This window comes from Rheinheimera aquimaris (genome assembly GCF_020531985.1).
Lineage (GTDB): Bacteria > Pseudomonadota > Gammaproteobacteria > Enterobacterales > Alteromonadaceae > Alishewanella > Alishewanella aquimaris.
Map to the genome: position 1 here is coordinate 466,328 of NZ_JAJAVQ010000004.1, position 17,164 is coordinate 483,491.

21 protein-coding genes are annotated in these 17,164 nt (G+C 48.5%); 8 read left to right on the plus strand and 13 right to left on the minus strand.

Annotated elements, in window-relative coordinates:
• Positions 1–61: 61 nt before the first annotated feature.
• The 6 genes from LHL18_RS14675 to queF form a co-directional block, all read right to left on the minus strand.
• Entirely contained in the window at positions 62–1,420 is a 1,359-nt protein-coding gene (locus LHL18_RS14675; RefSeq protein WP_226767612.1) for a hypothetical protein, read from the minus strand.
• Complete coding sequence (locus LHL18_RS14680; protein ID WP_226767613.1) at positions 1,404–1,832, minus strand: DUF3192 domain-containing protein; 429 nt, start codon at positions 1,830–1,832, stop codon at positions 1,404–1,406. The genes LHL18_RS14675 and LHL18_RS14680 overlap by 17 nt, the downstream gene beginning before the upstream one ends.
• A gap of 2 nt (positions 1,833–1,834) precedes the next feature.
• Positions 1,835–2,644 carry a flap endonuclease Xni gene (gene xni, locus LHL18_RS14685; protein WP_134057171.1) on the minus strand — a complete coding sequence of 270 codons (810 nt, stop codon included), beginning with the start codon at positions 2,642–2,644 and terminating at the stop codon, positions 1,835–1,837.
• Positions 2,645–4,003 (minus strand): nucleotide 5'-monophosphate nucleosidase PpnN, encoded by a 1,359-nt coding sequence (ppnN, locus tag LHL18_RS14690; protein WP_226767614.1) that lies wholly within the window; start codon positions 4,001–4,003, stop codon positions 2,645–2,647.
• A 29-nt stretch (positions 4,004–4,032) separates the two neighbouring features.
• The gene (locus LHL18_RS14695) at positions 4,033–5,589 is read right to left on the minus strand and encodes a GGDEF domain-containing protein (RefSeq protein WP_226767615.1); all 1,557 of its coding nucleotides are present in this window, start codon (positions 5,587–5,589) and stop codon (positions 4,033–4,035) included.
• A 433-nt stretch (positions 5,590–6,022) separates the two neighbouring features.
• Positions 6,023–6,880: an NADPH-dependent 7-cyano-7-deazaguanine reductase QueF gene (gene queF / locus LHL18_RS14700; RefSeq protein WP_264190218.1), complete on the minus strand. Its 858-nt coding sequence runs from the start codon at positions 6,878–6,880 to the stop codon at positions 6,023–6,025.
• A gap of 58 nt (positions 6,881–6,938) precedes the next feature.
• On the opposite strand from queF, the gene syd reads away from it, so the two are divergent.
• Positions 6,939–7,490, plus strand: coding sequence for a SecY-interacting protein (gene syd / locus LHL18_RS14705; protein WP_134057167.1), 552 nt, complete (start codon positions 6,939–6,941; stop codon positions 7,488–7,490).
• Here the strand turns inward: syd and LHL18_RS14710 are convergent.
• Together LHL18_RS14710 and LHL18_RS14715 are read right to left on the minus strand one after the other, a co-directional pair.
• Complete coding sequence (locus LHL18_RS14710) at positions 7,475–8,254, minus strand: Zn-ribbon-containing protein (RefSeq protein ID WP_226767616.1); 780 nt, start codon at positions 8,252–8,254, stop codon at positions 7,475–7,477. The genes syd and LHL18_RS14710 overlap by 16 nt on opposite strands.
• Positions 8,255–8,258: 4 nt before the next feature.
• Positions 8,259–8,546 (minus strand): hypothetical protein, encoded by a 288-nt coding sequence (locus LHL18_RS14715; protein WP_134057163.1) that lies wholly within the window; start codon positions 8,544–8,546, stop codon positions 8,259–8,261.
• 176 nt (positions 8,547–8,722) lie between these two features.
• On the opposite strand from LHL18_RS14715, the gene LHL18_RS14720 reads away from it, so the two are divergent.
• Entirely contained in the window at positions 8,723–9,085 is a 363-nt protein-coding gene (locus tag LHL18_RS14720; protein ID WP_134057161.1) for a DUF3192 domain-containing protein, read from the plus strand.
• A gap of 44 nt (positions 9,086–9,129) precedes the next feature.
• Here LHL18_RS14720 and LHL18_RS14725 read toward each other — a convergent pair whose 3' ends face one another.
• Entirely contained in the window at positions 9,130–9,357 is a 228-nt protein-coding gene (locus tag LHL18_RS14725; RefSeq protein ID WP_226767617.1) for a DUF2789 domain-containing protein, read from the minus strand.
• 136 nt (positions 9,358–9,493) lie between these two features.
• On the opposite strand from LHL18_RS14725, the gene LHL18_RS14730 reads away from it, so the two are divergent.
• Positions 9,494–10,144 (plus strand): GNAT family N-acetyltransferase, encoded by a 651-nt coding sequence (locus LHL18_RS14730; RefSeq protein WP_134057157.1) that lies wholly within the window; start codon positions 9,494–9,496, stop codon positions 10,142–10,144.
• A gap of 20 nt (positions 10,145–10,164) precedes the next feature.
• Positions 10,165–10,482, plus strand: a complete 318-nt coding sequence (locus LHL18_RS14735) for a DUF962 domain-containing protein (protein WP_226767618.1) — start codon at positions 10,165–10,167, stop codon at positions 10,480–10,482.
• Here LHL18_RS14735 and LHL18_RS14740 read toward each other — a convergent pair.
• Complete coding sequence (locus LHL18_RS14740; protein ID WP_134057153.1) at positions 10,475–10,774, minus strand: DUF3301 domain-containing protein; 300 nt, start codon at positions 10,772–10,774, stop codon at positions 10,475–10,477. The two genes, LHL18_RS14735 and LHL18_RS14740, sit on opposite strands and share 8 nt — an antisense overlap.
• Positions 10,775–10,884: 110 nt before the next feature.
• Here LHL18_RS14740 and LHL18_RS14745 point away from each other — a divergent pair, with 110 nt between their 5' ends.
• The 3 genes from LHL18_RS14745 to LHL18_RS14755 are packed head-to-tail and all read left to right on the plus strand — an operon-like array spanning position 10,885 to position 12,445.
• Positions 10,885–11,205 (plus strand): YqcC family protein, encoded by a 321-nt coding sequence (locus tag LHL18_RS14745; RefSeq protein ID WP_226767619.1) that lies wholly within the window; start codon positions 10,885–10,887, stop codon positions 11,203–11,205.
• The gene (gene truC, locus LHL18_RS14750; RefSeq protein WP_226767620.1) at positions 11,202–11,999 is read left to right on the plus strand and encodes a tRNA pseudouridine(65) synthase TruC; all 798 of its coding nucleotides are present in this window, start codon (positions 11,202–11,204) and stop codon (positions 11,997–11,999) included. Before LHL18_RS14745 ends, truC begins: the two co-directional genes overlap by 4 nt.
• The gene (locus LHL18_RS14755) at positions 11,996–12,445 is read left to right on the plus strand and encodes a flavodoxin (protein WP_134057146.1); all 450 of its coding nucleotides are present in this window, start codon (positions 11,996–11,998) and stop codon (positions 12,443–12,445) included. The genes truC and LHL18_RS14755 overlap by 4 nt, the downstream gene beginning before the upstream one ends.
• Here the strand turns inward: LHL18_RS14755 and cysZ are convergent.
• Positions 12,442–13,203: a sulfate transporter CysZ gene (gene cysZ / locus LHL18_RS14760; RefSeq protein ID WP_226767621.1), complete on the minus strand. Its 762-nt coding sequence runs from the start codon at positions 13,201–13,203 to the stop codon at positions 12,442–12,444. The two genes, LHL18_RS14755 and cysZ, sit on opposite strands and share 4 nt — an antisense overlap.
• 214 nt (positions 13,204–13,417) lie before the next feature.
• Here cysZ and LHL18_RS14765 point away from each other — a divergent pair, with 214 nt between their 5' ends.
• Complete coding sequence (locus LHL18_RS14765; protein WP_134057141.1) at positions 13,418–13,612, plus strand: hypothetical protein; 195 nt, start codon at positions 13,418–13,420, stop codon at positions 13,610–13,612.
• 78 nt (positions 13,613–13,690) lie between these two features.
• Here the strand turns inward: LHL18_RS14765 and dapD are convergent, their stop codons facing one another.
• Positions 13,691–14,515, minus strand: coding sequence for a 2,3,4,5-tetrahydropyridine-2,6-dicarboxylate N-succinyltransferase (gene dapD / locus LHL18_RS14770; RefSeq protein ID WP_226767622.1), 825 nt, complete (start codon positions 14,513–14,515; stop codon positions 13,691–13,693).
• A 6-nt stretch (positions 14,516–14,521) separates the two neighbouring features.
• Positions 14,522–17,149: a bifunctional uridylyltransferase/uridylyl-removing protein GlnD gene (gene glnD, locus LHL18_RS14775; protein WP_226767623.1), complete on the minus strand. Its 2,628-nt coding sequence runs from the start codon at positions 17,147–17,149 to the stop codon at positions 14,522–14,524.
• Positions 17,150–17,164 lie beyond the last annotated feature (15 nt).

The following is a 17,164-nucleotide window of genomic DNA, read 5'->3' on the forward strand; positions in this document are numbered from 1 at the left end:
CGAAGCAGGCACAAAAATCTCAGTTATACCCTGTATAACGTATATGAATGTTGTAATAAAACTACAATGACAAAGTCAGTGGGCAGTAACATTCGCTGTTGGCTGCCAGCTGCGCCAGCCAGTTATGCTCATTTGTCACTGCTGCTGGACGTTTTTCAAGCAGCTCAATGTTGTCATTAAGCAGCAGTACTTTACAGCTGTTCCAGGCAAACGAAATCGCCAATGTTCTGTTGTCGGTTAGTGTCGTCATGTTATGCAGCCACTGTGTGACCGGCTGTTGCCAGATTGTCAGTTGATACTGACACAGTAAATCAGATATCAGTGCATGAGTGCTGTCCTGGCGATAAATACTATCGTCAAAAGGGGCTGCACTGCCCAGGCGCTGTGGCGCCAGTGCCGGGCTGCTGTAGTCGTTGTGTCTGAACCAGAGTGGCGCGCACAGGCAAAGTGACACGGCCTGCCAGTAAGCTTCTGAATGCTGTTCGGCACTAAGCAGGGCAAGAGCGTGCGCCATGACTTTACTAAACTGCTGCCATACAGCCTGCGACGGGTGCTTCAATCTCGTCAATTGATAATGCAGCTCAGCTTCGGCCAGGATAAAGGGTATTTGCTGCCTGCCGAGCAGATTCAGCGCCAGATGAAGATTGCTTATTTGTTGTTGTTGCCGGTTTAACTGACTTGCTCTGGCCAGCACCGGGGCTGCCAGCTCTGGCTGTTGTTGCAGATACTGTTCCAGCTGTTTGGTTTCAGCATCGTATAACTCCGTGAAGCGGGAGTCCGCGCTGAAGTTTTCAGTGCTTGGCGCAAGGTCTGAATTATCCAACTGGCCCAGGCGCTGTAGCAGCTGTCTAAGCAAAGCAATTTCATACTCGCTTTTCGTCACCGCGATACGCAGGCCAATCTGCTTTGATAGAGGCAGTGATTGACTGCTCAGATATTCTGCCTGCGTCAGGATCAGGCTCAGAGGGTTTTGCAGCCAGTAAGCAACCTTGCGCTCAGTCGGATAACTACCGGCCAGTATAAACCGCAGGCTGCTGCTTTGCGGGCTTTGCTTTAATATGTGCGCTGCTAACAGTGCGGGGTAGGCTTGCCATCTGGCGCTTCGTGCCTGCTCTGGCATGGCCTGGCACAGTGCGCTGCAAAACCCGGCCCGAACGGCAAGCTGCAGAGCCTTTTCCGGCACTTGATAATGCCTGCATAGCAATAATATGATTTCGATGCGCTGTAATGCTATAGGTATGCCGGTTTCGCTTTGCAGTAACAGCGCACAGTTTTCAGTTAGTGACAAACGTATCGCAGTTAGCTGCATACTCAATTTCAAGGCGGTATCGGGTTCTGAGCGGGTACTCAGATAGCGGCAACTTTGGAGTACCAGCTCCTGATACTGATTGAACGTGGTAACCTTAGTCTGCACTGCCACGCACAGCCTGATACTGCAATACTGCTGACTCGCCTATTGCAATTAACTGTCTGTTTTTAAACAGCAGCGCAGTGCACTCTGCTGTAGTGGTAATGCCATCGGGAGTGTCACGATGTGTACGGTAATACAATACCTGATACAGCGTATTGCCTTGTTGTTTTGCCGCCGTGATATCTGGCGAGCCTAGCCGATCCAGTACCTGTTGCTGGTTAATACCGCTGTTCAGCGTGTATTGACTGATGATTTTATGATTAAACACTTCGCGGTCAGCCCAGGTCATTTGTTCCACATCATCCTGATACCAGAACAGTACCGCCAGAGTTAGCATTACATAAATCAGCACGCCTAAAATGAAGCCGCTGAGTTTGCTGATACGAAAGTGTGAGGTAAGATGCTGAATGTTTGCCTGCATATTTATCCTTCCTGCGGGACAATACGCATTTCCTGCAGGTTTAGCCCCAGCTGAACATCTGTTTTTAATGTCAGGATTTGCATAAAAATCTTAATTTGTTCTTTATGCTGCAGAATTTTTTCGCGCAGTTTTTTGTGACAATCCGGATGCTCCAGCGCATCAGTCAGCGTAGCTCCCAATGCCAGTAAATCGTGTGCGCCTTTCGGACCAATGCCGTTTACGCCGGGAATATTGTTGGTGCTATCGCCAACCAGACTCCAGTACCTTACCAATTGGGTAGTGCTAACGCCAAATTTTTGCTGCACATCTGTTTTATTATGGAATTGACGGGCAAACGCATCATAAATCTGAATATCCTGCTCGAGCAGCGGCAAAAAGCCTTTGTCTGTTGAAACAATAGTCACCTGTTGTCCATGCTGAGCCATTTTTACCGCGACAGAAGCAATAATGTCGTCAGCTTCATATTCAGCTTGCTGAAAACTGTTTATACCGGCGTTTTTCGCAACCTGTTGCAGGTTTTCCAGCGCACCGGCCAGTATTGCCGGCATTGGTTTACGATTCGCTTTATAGTCCTGATACAAGGCTTTGCGCCACAGGCTGTCACGGCCGTCAAACACCAGCAGCGCGTGGCTGGGGGATAATTCCTGCTGCAGTCTGGTCAGCGCCTGACGCAGCATATTTTCTGTATTGCGGACTATCTGTGCTTTTGTGCTTTCGGCAACGTCATCCGGCAAAGGCAGGTACGGCCGTTCCTGCACTGCATATAAACGCCGTATCAGGTTCAAAGCATCAATAAGCAGTAAATGAGCCATCTAACGTACAACCCGATAACACGGAATATACTTACTGCCAGGCAACTTCATCCTGCCCTGATCAACAAAAGCCTGTAACAGCGTGTCCATCATTTGCATCAGTTTTGGTTCACCACTTATCTGGAATGGACCATGTTGGCGTATCGCTTTAATGCCTTCGTCTTTTACGTTACCGGCAACAATGCCGGAAAAGGCACGGCGCAGGTTAGCTGCCAGTGTTGCTTTGTCTTGCTCCAGGTGCAAGTCAAGTGCGGCCATGTTCTGATGATTCGGGACAAAAGGCTGCTGGAATCCGGGTTCAATTTGCAGTGTCCAGTTAAAGTGATAAGCATCTCCTACCGATTTGCGGTAGTGTCTGACCTCTGCTGCGCCAAGTTTGAGCTTACGCGCCACAGCAGGGGCGTCATCAATAATGATTTCGAACAAGTCCAGTGCTTCTTTGCCAAGTGTATTCTCGATAAAGCTGGCAATTTCACGGAAGTAAGCTTCACTCTGTTTCGGTCCGGTCAGAATAACGGGTAGAGTTTGCTGCCGGTTATCCTGATGCAGCATGATACCAAGCAGATATAACAATTCTTCTGCGGTACCGGCACCGCCTGGAAAAACAATAATACCGTGTGCCACCCGGACAAAGGCTTCGAGCCGTTTTTCGATATCAGGCAGTATTACCAGCTCATTAACAATAGGGTTTGGTGGCTCTGCTGCAATGATACCTGGCTCTGTTAGGCCCAGATAGCGGCCACTGCTACGGCGCTGTTTGTTGTGACCTATAGTGGCGCCTTTCATTGGCCCTTTCATGGCCCCCGGGCCGCAGCCGGTACAAATATCCATGCCGCGCAGGCCAAGTTCATAACCTACTTCTTTGGTGTATTTGTATTCGGTTTCATTAATCGAGTGGCCACCCCAGCACACAATCATATTGGGTTCGTTACTGGCATCTATAACACGGGCATTACGCAAAATATCAAATACTGTATGGGTAATGTGTGGGCCCAGGTTTAAATCTAGCCAGCTTTTATTGCTTTGCAGGCGGCTGTGGTAAAACAATATATCTCTTAAAACGGCAAACAAATGCTCATGTATGCCTTTTATTATCTGGCCATCAACAAAAGCGCTTTGCGGCGGGTTGAACAGTTCAATTTTGATACCGCGCTCACGGCTAATCAGGTTGACCGAAAAGTCTTTGTATTGATCGTATATTTCAGCAGAACTGTCAGTGTGGCTGCCGACGTTTAATACAGCAAGACAGCAGTTACGAAACAGTCGGAAGGCCTCTTGCTCGGTGTTTTGCTTTAAATGGTCTACTTCTAATTGTGATAACAGATCCATAGACCCTAGCGGGTTTAGCTGCACATGCATATGTGATCCTTAAATAGTGGTAATACCCGCTATTCGCCGGCGGGTTTTAAAATGACGTTGTCCCGGCCCGATCTCTTCGCTTCATACAAGGCTTCGTCTGCACGGTCAAAAGCACTGCGGCTGGTGTCTTTCGTGACAAACTGTGTCGCGCCAAATGAAATAGTGATTGGAACACTAACATTTTTGAATTTAAACGGGATTTTCCTGATTTTCTCTCTCAAAGCATTCAGTGGTACTTCCAGCTCTACAAGCGATGTTTCAGGAAACAGGATAATAAATTCCTCGCCACCGTAACGGGCGATGAAATCGGTCTCACGCAGGTTTAATTTCAGCGTCTTGGCAATAACTTTGAGTGTTTTATCGCCTGCACTGTGGCCGTAGTTGTCATTGATGCTTTTAAAATGGTCAACGTCAGCCAGTACCACGCAAAGAGGCTTCTTATAACGCTGCCAGCGTTTAATCTCCAACTGGTAACGTTCATCAAAAGCAGCACGGTTCGGGATCTCGGTAAGGGCGTCCTGTAGGCTACGAAAGCTTTGATCTGAAATACGTTTTTTAAAGGTTAACGCTTCGCTTTCCAATTCATGTAACCGCTGCTCCATGTCACCAAGTGTCAGCTGCAGGTTATGCCGCTCTTGCTGTTCCAGTTGATCTTTTTCACGCAGCGAGCTGGTAATTGCAGACAGCTTGTCACTCACCAACATTTTCAACTGTTCAAGTGATGTAGCCCTCTCGCTGGCGGCGCCGAGGTGAACAATCTGTTGTTCAATTTGCTGATTCAGTACCTGCATGCGCTCTTTTAGCGCAGAAGAAGTGCTTAGTGATGAAACAACGGTTTGTTGTACGCTGGACAGCGCATCGTTTAACTTCAGGAGAAAATGTTCTGCTGATTGCCGTTCCCGATTGATACTACTGATAATAATGTTGATCGTTTTAAGGCAGGCTTCCAGCAGGGCGTCTATAGGGAGCTTTTCCAGCAAACTGTGGCGGATCTTATCCATCTCAGCCGCGCTATCTTCGGCAAAGGCCAGTTCGCTCAGCAGGTTTGTCAGCTCGACACTGATCTGGCGGCAAATATGGCTGTAGCGATCATCATCTGCACAGTCGCTGCTTAGCTGTTGCTTAGCTTCCAGTGCGTGCTGGTATAGCCTGGTTAAGTCATTCAGGTGAGGTAAAAATGCATGTACGGTCGCTGAGGGAGTTTCAACTTTGCCCAGCAATTCTCTTAAGTCTCGCCTTAGCTGGTCCGGTAAACCTTTCTGCTTCTGCAGAAGTTTACCCGCTTCTGTCAGGCCGCGCTGCACTTTTTGCACGTCAAGCTGGTGTTTTGCTTCTAATTGCTTCAGGTTTTCGCTGGTACCTTCAATAAAAGGCAGCAATTTCTCCAGATCGGTACCGCGGTTTAATTCGGTGCGTAGTTTCGCCAGCCGGTTATCCAGGTCAACGTCTACGCCTTTGCATGCCAGAGACAATCTGGAAACAAATAATGCCAATATTTTAAATTGCGCTTCATAGGTATCTTCCAGCGCTTTACGGGCTTTGAGGGCATCATTCAGTTGTTGTTTAGTGTCGTCCTGCAAGGGCATCAACCATCAACCATTTAGTTAAATACATGTTTAATCTTAAGTATATCGACTATCGCTGCAAAAGCGATCACTGTTTGTACTCAAATCAGACTTTTGCACAAAAAAAACGGGCCAAAAGGCCCGCTACAGTAGGGAATGTTTTTATTCAGGTTTACTTCTTACACAGATAGTAAGGTAACCATGATTGTTCTTCAGTAGAGGTCAGGTTAAACATAATCAGCATTCCTTGTTGGAACTCACGTCTGATTTTCCCTCAGACGCTGCACATTTAACCAGAAATGCCGCTATTTTGAAAGTTTGTTTGTAATATTTCTTTTTGCAATTCATTTTTTTGCTGCGCAAGTACGCGAATTAATCGCGTTTTGACCTTTTTTGTGTCAGTCAAGGCTTTGTATTTAAGTTTTTCGTGAAAGTTAATGTGTAATATTACAGTTTACTGTCGGCTAAGTCGGATGGCCGGAGGTTTACAAGGTTCACTGGCACGCCATGGGTTTATATCCAGCCCGCCACGACGTGTGTACCGGGCGTAAACGGCTAAAAAAGACGGCTGGCAGCGTAGCCAGATGTCAGTAAAAATACGCTCAACACACTGTTCGTGAAACTCATTGTGGCTGCGAAAGCTGATCAGATAGCGTAGTAGTGCCTCATGATCCAGTGCTTTGCCCCGGTAATGGATATACACGCTGGCCCAATCGGGTTGTGAGGTGATAAGGCAGTTAGATTTCAATAGATGTGAATGCAGACGCTCTTCAGTGACATCCGCATCAGGTTGCAGTTGCAGCAGGCTGGCATCGTACTGGTACTGATTAATTTCAATGTCTAAATCATCAATACAGCGGCCTGGGATCCAGGTTGGTTGAAAGGTAGTAATTTCATTGACGTTATGCAAGCTGACTTTAACCGGCTTACCGGCACAGGCAGATAAATCTTGCTGCAGATGCTTATAGACCTGGCCTAGATCGGTAAACCGACTTTGATTGAAACTGTTCAGATACAGTTTGAAAGATTTAGATTCGATCAGATTGGCAGAATCAAATGGCACAACAAAAGTGGCCAGCGCCACCATAGGTTTGCCTTTGGCGTTTAACCATGACAGTTCATAACCGTGCCAGATATCCTGGCCAACAAAAGGTAAGGCGGTTGCATCCAGGCCGATATCGTCCCGGCCAAGGCTGCGCGGCACGGCTTGTAATAAACTGGCATCATATTTATCGGCGTAGGCGGTGGCTTTCCCCAGGCTGAGCCCGGCAAGCAAATCTGAGTTAAGGCTGGTCATGTCTGTTGGTGTCATCGCTTTGCTTTGGCGTTACAATGGCGCAAGTTTATCATAAAGTCTGATGGAAGATCGCGTGGCGCTAGAGAGCAATTACACCCATTTTGTGCAGCAAGCCTTGAGTTGGTGCAAGCAGAATCAACAATCTTTAATGACCTGGTGCGATCCGGACAGCCCGTCTCCTTGTCAGGTCGGCGCAGTACAGGATAATTCCGTGCAGTGGCAACCTGTTCTGCAACAGCAGCCGGCTGATTATCGTAATGTAGAACAGGCACTGGAGTTAACGCTGCATCCGGACATCAAGCGTTTTTATCAGCTGTACTACGGTGCAGGTTTATCTGCTTTGCATCAGCGCGGTAAGCTGATGCTGCTGATGGTGTGGAACGAAGATGATGTAAAACGGTTACAGGAAAATATTATCGGCCATGTCATTATGAAGCGGCGTCTGAAGCAGCGGGAAACAGTGTTTTTTGCCACAACCGAAGATGACGATATTTTGCTGTCAATATTAAACAGCACGGGTGAGGTGTATCTTGAGCATGTTGGTCAGGAAGTAACAGAAAAGCTCTCTGATAATCTGACCGACTTTATTGCCAGCTTAAAACCATGCAGTTACGACGGGCTTTGACAATCCCAGGCTATATTGCTGACTAAACGGCAAGTGTCGCATTTAAAATCAAATATATCATGCAAAGGTTGGTCTAAACGCCAGCTACCTTTACAGCCTGGGCAGCGTTTGTCGGTTTCAGTTATGCAATTGTCGCTGCTGCCGCTGTACAACGCATAAAACACTGGTGTCAGACTAATACGTTCAAAGCGGCGGGCCAACGCGTGCCCTTGCTGATTCAGCTTGCTGCTGAGCTGCTGCAGGCTGCGTTCTGCACTTTTATGCAACACCCGGTTTTGCTGCATCTGAATTTCATCCAGCGCCTGATACTGTAGTTGCCAGCGGATTAACTGCTCATGATCATCGGCAAGTGCTGAAAACTTGTATAGCGGCACTGGAGCAAAGTGTTCACCACAGCGCAGTGGTGAGCAGGTCTCGCTAAAGCGGCTGTACAAAATATAGTAATCGCTGCTTAGGCACGGATCGGTATGAGATGACATCAAATCCATCCCCAGTATTTGCCATTGTGGGTAAGCCAGGCCTGAGTTGGCCAGCTGCTCAAGTACAGCTTTGCCACGCTGGCTATGATATTGCTGCTGCAGCGCATCTTCTGCCGGTAGTACGACCCTGCTGTTAAATCTGTCCTGCAGCCAGGCTGTAGGAAACTCACGCCCCAGTATCTGGCCATTAAAAATCAGCGCTTCGATATAACGACGGATTGCCGCTTCTGCCTGGTCAAAGTTGGTATCGGCAATGATTTTAAAGCTTAACTCGGCCAGATACACGCTGTTACTCCAACTTGCTGAGCAAGAGGTCAAGTTTGGCCTCGATACGTTGTAGCCGGGCATTAATGTCGTCAGCGTGGGGTTCATTCTGTGGCATATCTGTCTGCTCAGGCAGATCAGACGCATCGTCAGCAAATACCGGGTTATTACGCCAATGCTGGTATGCCGCAAATAGTTGCTGAGGGGGCAGACGTCCGGCAAGGCGCGCCCGGAACAATGCCAGGCTAGGGGTTTTTCCTTCTTGTTGCAACTGCGCTGCAACCTGCTGCAGTAGCATTACCGCGTCGGTCATATTATTTGCCCGTTTGACTAACTATTAGTGGAATTTACCACCGCTGACAGATTAATGATAGCTGCTGTTTTTTAATTCATTGTTTTTAAAGGTTTTAATCGGTGGCATAGTCTTTGCTTTTGTTGGCTGCGGTCAAGTTGATGGCCCTTTAATCATAACAACACAGGAAGATCATTATGTTAGCAAAAGTATTTGTTACGGCGGCTCTGGCAGTAACCTTATCAGGATGTGTAGTAGCAGTAGGTGGCGACCACGACTTCGAGCGTGATGATAGCAGCTGGAAGAAAACGCAGCGCTATAATCAGGAACAAATCAATAAGCTGACATTGCAGATGAGTGCTGAAGATATCCGCACCTTGCTTGGCACGCCGGACTTTACTGAATCGTTTAATAAAGATGGTGAAACAGTGCAGGTCCTGTTTTACCGTACCCATCATCAGAAAAGCGATGGCAAAACGACAAAAGATGAATGCACACCCTTAGTGTTTAAACAAAATCGTTTAACGGGCTGGGGCGATAAAGCTTATCAGTATTTGTAAAAATACATGCCTCAGCAGCAAAGATGCTGCTGAGGCCAGACAATTCAATGCATCAGCGTATTGAGTTCATCAATTACCTCACACCATTCCGCATCCTGTTTCAGTGACTCACGCAGGAAGCTGGCCTGAGCCTGATTCCAGAACGGCGCATCCTGGATAGCGGTGCCGGGGGACAATTTATGTTGGCGGATAAATTGCGCCATCGCTTGCTCGTTATTTTCCAGACCAAGCTGGGCGAAGAGTGTTCTTAACGAGTGTTCTGAGGTATCCATCTGTTCCTCCTTTAATATGTTTCACGGGTTATTTAGCATAGCCAATCCAACTTTGTTTTGCTGCAACTGCCTGCTTGGCAACATCAGACCTTACTGCTATTGTGGATAAAAAAACAACAATATCACCGGGGCCTGTATGTTAGCTGAACTGAATACTATAGCGTTGGATCGGTTAAAAGCCGTGTTACTGAGCGCAGACGAACTAAAGCTGGCTGCATCTTTACTGTATCAGTCTTATTATGATGACCCGTTGTTTATGGAGATTTTCCGCGCTGATAAACCTGACTATGAGCAGCGCTTGAGGGCTGCAATACGTGAGGAACTGAACACGTTCTGGCAGGCAAAACAGCCAATAGTAGGGTTGTTTCAGGGTGAGCAATTATTTGGTGTGGCCTGTGTCATTGAACCAGACTCAGGTATTGGTAGCAGCCGTTTATGGCACTGGCGGTTAAAAATGCTACTGACAGCCGGTTATGTTTCGACCAAACAGTTGCTGGATAAAGAACAGAAAATTCATGCTGCGATGCCAGCACAGCGTTACCACATGCTGGCATTTATTGCTGTTGCTCCAAAGCAACAGCATCTGGGTTTGGGGCATTATTTAATCCATGCTGTTGACTCTATTGTTGATAAAGATGAATCATCAGCTGGTATAGGTGTCTTTGTGACACTGGAGAAGTACAAAGCATTTTTTGCAGACGACAAATATCAGGCGGTCACTGAGCTGGCGTTTAACACGGTAAGCGGTACGCTGATGTTTCGTCAGCGGCAGCAACCCCAAAACTAACAAACAGGGGATGCCAGCATATGAATAAATTCAGCAGTTTTGCCCAGTTTTACCCGTACTACTTAAGCGAACATCGTCATCCGGTCTGCCGGGCATTGCACTACATTGGCAGTGCGCTGGTAATTATTGTGCTGTTATATGCCCTATGGACACAGCAGTGGCGTTGGTTATGGTTGCTGCCACTGATTGGTTACGGTTTTGCCTGGGTTGGGCATTTTGCTTTTGAACACAACCGGCCGGCAACCTTCAAACATCCGTTTTACAGCCTGGCGGCCGACTGGGTTATGCTAAAAGACTTCCTGACCGGCAAGCTCAAACGTAAGTTGGGCGCTAATTAATACGGTATGCTGGCAGATTAAATGCTGCCAGCCGCATCCCGCTCAGTAGCAATTCTGCCTGATAACGGCTTTCGCCATCACCGCTGAAATCGACCTGATAGACGGTAATAAAGCGTAACCGGCCATCAACTTTGCGTATGCTGTGACCGCTGCGGCCGCAGTCAAGCAGTTGTAATTGTTGTTGCTGACACAATTGTCTGGCAATGACAAATGCGCGCTCATCCTGTTTGCGTTGCATCCAGAACAAATAACAAATACTACTGATAAACAGCAGCAGTAACACCGGCCCCATATCATACTCCTTATCGCTATCGGCAGATAATGCTGACTGCCAACGCGCTTTGCAAGGGCTGGCTGCGATCTTCGCTTATGGTAAACTGTTCTCCGAATAACGAGGATGCTATGCCAGATACAATACAGCAGTTGCTGAGCGCACTTGAAGCAGAGCTAAAACAGCTGCAGCTTTGGAGTGCTTCCCCGCCTGATATCCGGGCGCTTGAGAGTACGCTGCCATTTTGCTGCGATACTTTGCCACTGGAACAATGGTTACAATTCATTTTTTTGCCCAGAATGCAGGCCTTAATTGATGCCAGGTTAAATTTACCCGGCAAAATAGGCATCCTGCCAATAGCGGAGGAAGCTTTTAAGCAGCATGGCGAAAGCGCCGCGCCTTTGCTTAGGATTATTGCCCGTATCGACACGCATGTACCGGGGGCGAAATGAGCTCTGCTGCGCCTTTTGTGCTTGATGCGCCGCTTAATATTCTGTATCAGGACCAGCATCTGGTTGCCGTTGATAAACCAAGTGGCATGTTAGTGCACCGCTCGTTTTTAGATAAACATGAAACGGTGTTTGTGATGCAGACACTGCGTGATCAGATTAGTCAGCATGTGTTTCCGGTGCACCGGCTGGACCGCCCGACCTCTGGTGTATTGCTGTTTGCATTATCTGCCGATGTCGCCCGGCTACTCGGTCAGCAGCAGGAAAATCAACTCTGGCGTAAGTACTATCTGGCGGTCGTACGCGGCTTTTTAACGCAAGGAGGAGAGTTGGATTATCCGCTGAAAGAGGAGCTGGATAAAATAGCTGACAAGTTCAGCCGTGATGATAAAGCGCCGCAACACGCTATCAGCCGTTATCAGCCATTGCAGCAGGTTGAGCTGCCAATCCCGGTCAGTAAGTACCCCGCTGCGCGCTACTCTTTAGTGGCGCTGCAACCGCTGACCGGACGCAAACATCAGCTGCGCCGGCATCTGGCTCATCTGCGCCATCCGATTGTCGGTGATACCAGCCATGGGGACGGCAAGCATAACGCGCTGTTTAAACAACACTTTAATTGTCGCCGCCTGATGTTAGTAGCAAAACAGCTGCAATTGCCGCATCCGGTAACCGGCGAACCTTTGTGCCTGTCAGCTGGTCTGAACGGGCTTGAGCCGCTGTTTGCCAACTTTGGCTGGCCAACGGCAGAGGCGTATTATCAGCAGCAGTTTGCTGCGCTTTTTACGGAGAAAACATGACCAAAGTCGCGCTAATTGTCGGTACTGTGTATGGCGCCGCCGAGTATGTTGGCGAACAGGCGCAGGCACTGTTGAAAGAGCTGGGTTATCAGACAATGCTGTTTACTGAGGCAAAGCTTGACGATGTACTTAGTTTTAACGCTGATATCTGGCTGGTCATCAGCTCGACAACGGGGCAGGGCGATATTCCTGATAACTTGCTACCGTTTTATCTTGATGTACAGAATCGCTTTCCGCTGCTTACCGGTAAGCAATTTGCCGTGATTGCCTTAGGTGACAGCAGCTACGATACATTCTGCGGTGCGGGTGAGCAACTGCACGCATTATTGCTGGAAATTCAGGGCACTGAGCTGGCGCCGATGCTGCGCATCGATGCAGGTGAAACGCTGGAGCCTGAAACGATAGCCTTGCCCTGGCTGCAGCAACATTTCACCAAAGCTAACTAGCAATATTTATCCAGTTTATTGTATGCCCTGGCACCCGGTGCTTTAAGTGCCGGGTCATTTTGCATCGCGAGCCGGTCAACCCACATCGCCGTTGCGCCGCATACTGCAATGGGCATAACAAACAGGTTAAATAGCGGAATCATACACGCAACGTTAACGGTAACGCCAAACGCAAAACTGTTGCCGGGTTGATTACGCAGTTGCTGGCGCATAGTACGGAAATCAATCTTATGGTTATCATAAGGGTAATCCACGTATTGAATAGCGAGCAGCCAACTGGTAAACAAAAACCATAAAATGGGGCCGATCACCGGTAAAAATAGAAACAGGATAAAAAGAATAATTGCGCGTGGCAGTGCATACAGAAGCTTCTGCCATTCACGCCCCAGCATCCTGGGCATATCTTTAAAAAAACCGCTGATGCCTGTGTCCGCCGGTGTTTTGCCGGATAAGTGCGCCTCAACTTTCTCACTTAGCAAACCGTTAAAAGGGGCGGCAATAAAATTGGCCACCATGGTAAAGCTATAAGCCAAACCTATGACCAGCGTCATCACACCTAGTGGGATTAATAAATACTCCAGCCAGTGCAGCCAGGAGGGCAGATATTGCTGTACCGCTGCAACCAGCGCATTGACCTGCTGCAGTAAAAAATAAAACGCAAAAGAGAACAACACCAGGTTGATACTTAAGGGCACCAGCACAAAACGTTTCAAACCCTTGGTGTGGATCAAACTTAAGCCACGAAAAAAGTAGTACATTAGTTACCCCGGTAGAAAACTGCTACAACTAAGTGGTCAGTATACGATGAGCCAACGCCGGCTGGTGTTGTCAAAACGGCATTTTTGGTAACAGAATATAACGCCGGTAATACAGTGCTGGCATATGGTGGCAGTTTTTGTGCTAGAATGCGTCCGCTTTTAACCGCGCGAACGCGGATGCGGCGGTAATAATAACTTCAGATAAAGGTGAGATATGGCAATGTTAGGTTCTGCGCTGGTATTTGGCTTAACGACACTGTTTTTACTGGCAGGCTTAACCTGTCTGGTCTCTGCGCTGTTAGTGCCAGCTGAAGTTGGCCCGGAAAAACGTTTCGAAAAGCGCCTCGAATATTCAATGTTTGCTCTGGTTGGATTAGTGGGCTATGGCGTGCTGATGGTGATTGGTTAAGTCTGTAATCTGCAAAGCTATAACAGCAAAAACGGCAGCTTAGCTGCCGTTTTACATTTACCTTTGCGTTGTCAGCAACTATTCCACGCTACGCAGCAGCGCATTAATGCCCACTTTAGCACGGGTTTGCGCGTCCACTTTTTTCACAATGATAGCGGCATATAAACTATGACTGCCGTCTTTAGCCGGGATTGAACCTGGCACTACTACAGCACCGGCTGGTACACGGCCATAGCTTATTTCTCCGGTTTCACGATCATAAATGCGCGTGCTCTGGCTGATATAAACGCCCATAGATAACACAGCACCTTCTTCAACAATAACACCTTCTACTACTTCAGAGCGGGCACCGATAAAGCAGTTGTCTTCAATAATGGTTGGGTTAGCCTGCAGCGGTTCTAGCACGCCACCGATACCGACACCACCTGATAAATGCACGTTTTTACCAATCTGTGCACAACTGCCAACAGTGGCCCAGGTATCGACCATAGTGCCTTCACCAACATAGGCCCCGATGTTGACATATGACGGCATTAATACAACGTTTTTAGCAATATAGCTGCCCCGGCGCACTGCAGCCGGAGGAACCACGCGTACACCGTCAGCACGGAACTGAGCGTCGCTGTAACTGGCGTATTTCATTGGTACTTTATCAAAAAAGCGGTTTTCAGCGCCGTCCATAACCTGATTGTCATTGATGCGGAACGACAGCAATACAGCCTTTTTCAACCATTGATGCACAACCCATTCACCGGCAATCTTTTCTGCTACCCGGGCAGTGCCGTTATCCAGCATGCTAAGCGCTGTTTCTACAGCCTGCTTTATTTCGCTGCTAACGGTAGTCGGGGTAATGTCGGCGCGCTGTTCGAATGCGCTTTCAATGATGCTTTTTAACTCTGACATAATGTGTTAATTGCCTTCTGTTTGCTGTGATAGTTGCTCGATAAGTGCCCGTTTCAGCTCACTTTGCTGCTCTGCAGAAAGGGCCTGATCGTCGCTATTTGAAATCATAAAAAAGTCTTCGGCACGCTCGCCGATGGTGGTGATTTTCGCGGCATGAATGTTAACATCACAGCGCTGAAATACTTCACCGATGTTGGCCAGCAACCCGGGCGTATCCAGCGCAGCGAGTTCAATCATCGTGCGCTTGCTGGTGTTACCCGGCAAAAACACCACTTTAGGTGGTACATTAAACTGGCGCATCTGGCGTGACAGCTTGGTTTTTTGCCGGGACAAGTCGGGTTTACCGGCAATAAATAACTCCAGTGCCCGTTTGATACTTTGCTGGCGTGACGGCGAGTTAACCGCTTCACCGTTTTGTTCAAGAATAACAAAAGTGTCCATCGCATAACCATCTTTGTTGGTCATGATTTGGGCGTCAAAAATGTTCACTTTTTTACTGTCCAGCGCAGCCACCAGCCTGGCGAATAATTTCGGCTGGTCTTTGGTGTAAATAAACACTTGGGTGCCGCCACGAATAGGGGCCTTGCTGATCAGTACCATCGGTTCATTCGGGTTTTTATGCCGCAGGATATGTTCGCAGTGCCAGGCGATTTGCCGCGCGCTGTAACGGGCAAAATAGTCGGCTTTAATCCGGCTCCATAAATGCAGGATTTCGCTTTCACTGAAGGTTTGCTTTAGCAGCAGTGGCATGGCCTCGCTCTGATTCTCACGGATCAGATCGCGCAGGTCCATTGGCTTCTCCAGGCCGCGGCGGAACGCCTTTTGCGTGGCCAGAAACAGTTCACGCAGCAGTGAGCCTTTCCAGTCGTTCCACAGGTTGTCATTGGTAGCACGGATATCGGCCAGTGTCAGGCAGTACAGGTAATTCAGCCGGGTTTCATCCCGCACTTTCTCGGCGAACTCGGCAACCACGGCCGGGTCGTGAATATCGCGTCTTTGGGCTGTAACCGACATCAGCAGGTGATGCTCAACCAGCCAGGCGATTAGCTTACTGTCAAAATCACTGAGTTTGTGTAGTTTGGCAAATTCACGTACATCCATCGCGCCAAGCTCAGAGTGATCGCCGCCACGGCCTTTGGCAATATCATGAAAAATACCGGCCAGATACAGCAATTCAGGTTTTTCCATTTTCCTGACGATATCACTACACAGCGGAAACTCGCTTTCGTGCTCGCTCAGCGTGTATTTGTACAGATTCTTCAGTAAACGGTGGGTATGTTCATCCACCGTGTAAGCATGGAACAGATCGAACTGCATCTGACCGACAATGTTACGCCACTGCGGCAGGTAGGCCGCCAGCACGCCGTAGCGGTGCATCAGGGTAATAGCTTTGTCCATGCCTCTGGGGTGACGGATAATGGCCAGAAATAGCTGACGGCAGGCTTCATAATCCTGTAAATCGCCCATCAAACGGCGCCGTACCTGACGGATTAAACGCATGGTAGAGGAGTGAACGCCGGTGATGTTTGAATTGTTGGCGATGTGCCAGAATAACCGCAACAGGTTATCGCGTCTGGCGAACACGGCATTGTCGCGCGCGACAATTAAATGGCCCTGCAGCTCAAAGTAATCATCCAGAATCAGGGTTTTGACTTTCTCTTTGTGGTTTAAAATGCTGCCGTCAAAGTGCTGAAGCAGCATTTCATTCAGCTCACTGACGCGCTGTACGGTGCGGAAAAAGCGTTTCATCATCCGTTCTACCGAAGCTTTACCGTCGGCACCGAAGCCCAGACGCTCGGCTACGGCTGGCTGATAATCAAACAGAATACGGTTTTCATTGCGGCCAGCTTCCATGTGCAGGGCGAAACGCATCTGCCACAGGTAAGCTTCACATTCCATCAGCTCCTGATATTCATCTTCCGTCAGGTACTGGTAAGCCACCAGTTCACGCATAGTGCGGGTTTGAAAGTGGCGTTTGGCAACCCAGCCAATGGTTTGAATGTCGCGCAGGCCACCCGGGTTAGCTTTTAAATTCGGTTCCAGATTGTAGGCTGTGCCGTGGTACTGGGCATGGCGCTGTTGCTGCTCGTGCCGCTTGGCCTGAAAAAACGCCTGGCTGGTCCAGAAACTGTCTTTGCTGACTTCATGCTGCAACTGCTCAAACAACGGCTTATTGCCGGTGAGCAGGCGCATTTCCAGCAGATTCGTAGCGATGGTGATATCGTCTTTGCCCAGTTTAACCGACTCTTTGACGGTGCGCACGCTGTGGCCAACTTCCAGCCGCAGATCCCACAGCAGCGTAATAAACTGACCTATAGCATCCTGCTGCGCAGCAGATAGCTTGCCTTCAGAGAGGATCAGCAAGTCGATATCAGAGCACGGATGCAGCTCGCCGCGGCCATAACCGCCGACAGCAATCAGGCTTAAATCTTTACTTTTATGTAAGCCAAATTGGTGCCACAGCTGCACCAGTACTTCGTCGATAAAGCGGGCTCTGGCTTTAACCAGTACATTGACCGGATGCTGTGAGAAACTTTTACCTAACCAGTCCTGAAAATCGGCAAAATGCTTTTTATAGCTGTCCAGGCTGTAACTGTCCGGAAGCGCTTTGCTATAGGTTACCGCCTGGCTCATACTGCTACTCCGTAA

Excerpts from the sequence above, each read along its gene's own strand:
- queF (WP_264190218.1), bottom strand. The coding sequence starts at position 6,880 with ATGACACCAACAGACATGACCAGCCTTAACTCAGATTTGCTTGCCGGG.
- truC (WP_226767620.1), top strand. The coding sequence starts at position 11,202 with ATGAGCTCTGCTGCGCCTTTTGTGCTTGATGCGCCGCTTAATATTCTG.
- cysZ (WP_226767621.1), bottom strand. The coding sequence starts at position 13,203 with ATGTACTACTTTTTTCGTGGCTTAAGTTTGATCCACACCAAGGGTTTG.
- LHL18_RS14695 (WP_226767615.1), bottom strand. The coding sequence starts at position 5,589 with ATGCCCTTGCAGGACGACACTAAACAACAACTGAATGATGCCCTCAAA.
- LHL18_RS14730 (WP_134057157.1), top strand. The coding sequence starts at position 9,494 with ATGTTAGCTGAACTGAATACTATAGCGTTGGATCGGTTAAAAGCCGTG.
- LHL18_RS14725 (WP_226767617.1), bottom strand. The coding sequence starts at position 9,357 with ATGGATACCTCAGAACACTCGTTAAGAACACTCTTCGCCCAGCTTGGT.
- LHL18_RS14740 (WP_134057153.1), bottom strand. The coding sequence starts at position 10,774 with ATGGGGCCGGTGTTACTGCTGCTGTTTATCAGTAGTATTTGTTATTTG.
- LHL18_RS14680 (WP_226767613.1), bottom strand. The coding sequence starts at position 1,832 with ATGCAGGCAAACATTCAGCATCTTACCTCACACTTTCGTATCAGCAAA.
- LHL18_RS14765 (WP_134057141.1), top strand. The coding sequence starts at position 13,418 with ATGGCAATGTTAGGTTCTGCGCTGGTATTTGGCTTAACGACACTGTTT.
- xni (WP_134057171.1), bottom strand. The coding sequence starts at position 2,644 with ATGGCTCATTTACTGCTTATTGATGCTTTGAACCTGATACGGCGTTTA.
- ppnN (WP_226767614.1), bottom strand. The coding sequence starts at position 4,003 with ATGCATGTGCAGCTAAACCCGCTAGGGTCTATGGATCTGTTATCACAA.
- LHL18_RS14735 (WP_226767618.1), top strand. The coding sequence starts at position 10,165 with ATGAATAAATTCAGCAGTTTTGCCCAGTTTTACCCGTACTACTTAAGC.
- LHL18_RS14755 (WP_134057146.1), top strand. The coding sequence starts at position 11,996 with ATGACCAAAGTCGCGCTAATTGTCGGTACTGTGTATGGCGCCGCCGAG.
- LHL18_RS14745 (WP_226767619.1), top strand. The coding sequence starts at position 10,885 with ATGCCAGATACAATACAGCAGTTGCTGAGCGCACTTGAAGCAGAGCTA.
- LHL18_RS14720 (WP_134057161.1), top strand. The coding sequence starts at position 8,723 with ATGTTAGCAAAAGTATTTGTTACGGCGGCTCTGGCAGTAACCTTATCA.
- glnD (WP_226767623.1), bottom strand. The coding sequence starts at position 17,149 with ATGAGCCAGGCGGTAACCTATAGCAAAGCGCTTCCGGACAGTTACAGC.
- dapD (WP_226767622.1), bottom strand. The coding sequence starts at position 14,515 with ATGTCAGAGTTAAAAAGCATCATTGAAAGCGCATTCGAACAGCGCGCC.
- LHL18_RS14715 (WP_134057163.1), bottom strand. The coding sequence starts at position 8,546 with ATGACCGACGCGGTAATGCTACTGCAGCAGGTTGCAGCGCAGTTGCAA.